Genomic DNA, 2,669 nt, shown 5'->3' with positions numbered 1-2,669 from the left:
GAGGAAATCACCCGCGACATCCCGAACCTGAGCGAGCAGCAACTCGGCCGCCTCGACGAGTCAGGCATCGTCTACGTCGGTGCCGAAGTGAACCCGGGCGACACGCTGGTCGGCAAGGTCACGCCCAAGGGCGAGACCACGTTGACGCCTGAGGAAAAACTTCTTCGCGCGATCTTCGGCGAGAAGGCTTCCGACGTGAAAGACACGTCTCTGCGGGTCGACCAGGGTACCAACGGCACCGTGATCGACGTGCAGGTCTTCACCCGCGAAGGCATCCCGCGCGACAAGCGCGCGCAGCAGATCATCGACGACGAGCTGAAGCGCTACCGCCTCGACCTGAACGACCAGCTGCGCATCGTCGAGAGCGACGCGTTCGACCGGATCGAGAAGCTGCTGGTGGGCAAGCCCGCCAACGGCGGTCCGCAGAAGATCGCCAAGGGCACGATCATCGACAAGGCCTACATGGCCAGCGTCGAGAAGTACCACTGGTTCGACATTCGCCCGGCCGATGAAACCAACGCCGGGCAACTCGAGAGCGTGAAGAACTCGCTCGAGCAGACGCGCCACAGCTTCGACCTCGCGTTCGAAGAAAAGCGCAAGAAGCTCACGCAAGGCGATGAACTGCCGGCGGGTGTGCTCAAGATGGTCAAGGTCTACCTGGCCGTCAAGCGCCGCTTGCAGCCTGGTGACAAGATGGCCGGCCGTCACGGCAACAAGGGTGTGGTCTCGAAGGTGGTTCCGGTCGAAGACATGCCTTACATGGCCGACGGCACGCCGTGCGACATCGTGCTCAACCCGCTGGGCGTGCCTTCGCGCATGAACGTGGGCCAGGTTCTCGAAGTGCACCTGGGCTGGGCCGGCAAGGGCATCGGCCAGCGCATCGGCAACATGCTGCAGGAGCAGGCCAAGGTGGCTGATCTGCGCAAGTTCCTCGACGAGCTGTACAACAAGTCGGGCGGCAAGACCGAACGCCTGGATCACCTGAGCGATTCAGACATCCTCGAGATGGCCGGCAACCTGAGCAAGGGCGTGCCGTTCGCGACGCCGGTGTTCGACGGCGCGGCGGAAGAAGAAATCCGCGGCATGCTGAAGCTCGCCTACCCGGACGACATCGCCAAGGCCAAGGGCCTGACCGACACGCGCACCCAGGCCACCCTGCATGACGGCCGCACCGGCGAGGCGTTTGAACGCCCCGTCACGGTGGGCTATATGCACGTGCTGAAGCTGCACCACTTGGTCGACGACAAGATGCACGCCCGTTCCACCGGCCCGTACTCGCTGGTCACGCAGCAGCCGCTCGGCGGCAAGGCCCAGTTCGGTGGCCAGCGCTTCGGCGAAATGGAAGTGTGGGCACTGGAAGCCTACGGCGCGTCTTACGTGCTGCAGGAAATGCTGACGGTCAAGTCCGACGACGTGAACGGCCGCACCAAGGTGTACGAAAGCATCGTCAAGGGCGAACACGCCATCGAAGCCGGCATGCCGGAATCGTTCAATGTGCTGGTCAAGGAAATCCGTTCCTTGGGCATCGACATTGAACTCGAGCGCAACTAATAGAAGGACACAGAGCAATGAAGGGTTTACTTGATCTGTTCCGCCAGTTCACTCCCGATGAGCATTTCGATGCCATCAAGATTGGCCTGGCTTCCCCCGAAAAAATTCGGTCCTGGTCGTTCGGCGAAGTCAAAAAGCCGGAAACCATCAACTACCGTACCTTCAAGCCGGAGCGTGATGGCCTGTTCTGCGCCAAGATCTTCGGGCCCATCAAGGACTACGAGTGCCTGTGCGGCAAGTACAAGCGCCTGAAACACCGTGGGGTGATCTGCGAGAAGTGCGGCGTTGAGGTCACGCAGACCAAGGTTCGCCGTGACCGCATGGGTCACATCGACCTGGCCGCACCGTGCGCGCACATCTGGTTCCTGAAGTCGCTGCCGTCGCGCCTGGGTTTGGTGCTCGACATGACGCTGCGCGACATCGAACGCGTGCTGTACTTCGAAGCGTACGTGGTGGTCGACCCGGGCATGACCCCGCTGAAGAAGTTCAGCATCATGTCGGAAGACGATTACGACGCGAAGCGCACCGAGTTCGGTGACGAGTTCGTCGCGCTGATGGGCGCCGAAGGCGTGCAGAAGCTGCTGGCCGAGATGGACCTCGACGTCGAGATCGAGCGCCTGCGTGGCGACATGACCGGCTCCGAGCTCAAGGTCAAGAAGAATTCCAAGCGCCTCAAGGTGATGGAAGCCTTCAAGAAGTCGGGCATCAAGCCGCAGTGGATGGTGATGAACGTGCTGCCTGTGTTGCCGCCGGACCTGCGTCCGCTGGTGCCGCTGGACGGCGGGCGTTTCGCCACCTCCGACCTGAACGACCTCTATCGCCGCGTCATCAACCGCAACAACCGCCTCGCGCGTCTGTTGGAGTTGAAGGCACCGGAAATCATCGTGCGCAACGAAAAGCGCATGCTGCAAGAAGCGGTTGACTCGCTGCTCGACAACGGCCGTCGCGGCAAGGCCATGACGGGCGCCAACAAGCGTGCGCTCAAGTCGCTGGCCGACATGATCAAGGGCAAGAGCGGTCGTTTCCGCCAGAACTTGCTGGGCAAGCGCGTCGACTACTCAGGCCGTTCCGTCATTACCGTGGGCCCAACCCTCAAACTGCACCAGTGCGGTTTGCCA

1 protein-coding gene and 1 pseudogene are annotated in these 2,669 nt (G+C 61.9%); both read left to right on the top strand.

Annotated elements, in window-relative coordinates; translation table 11 throughout:
* Positions 1 to 1,551, top strand: a 1,551-nt coding sequence (locus RMO40_RS06595) for a DNA-directed RNA polymerase subunit beta (RefSeq protein ID WP_489660119.1), incomplete at its 5' end; no start/stop codon positions are given.
* A gap of 17 nt (positions 1,552 to 1,568) precedes the next feature.
* A pseudogene (locus RMO40_RS06590) lies at positions 1,569 to 2,669 on the top strand (DNA-directed RNA polymerase subunit beta'); the annotation flags it as partial.

This window comes from Rhizobacter sp., from assembly GCF_031412075.1.
Taxonomy (GTDB): domain Bacteria; phylum Pseudomonadota; class Gammaproteobacteria; order Burkholderiales; family Burkholderiaceae_C; genus Rhizobacter.
The sequence above is the reverse complement of the archived record's forward strand: the minus strand, read 5'-3'. Positions and strand labels throughout refer to the sequence as shown.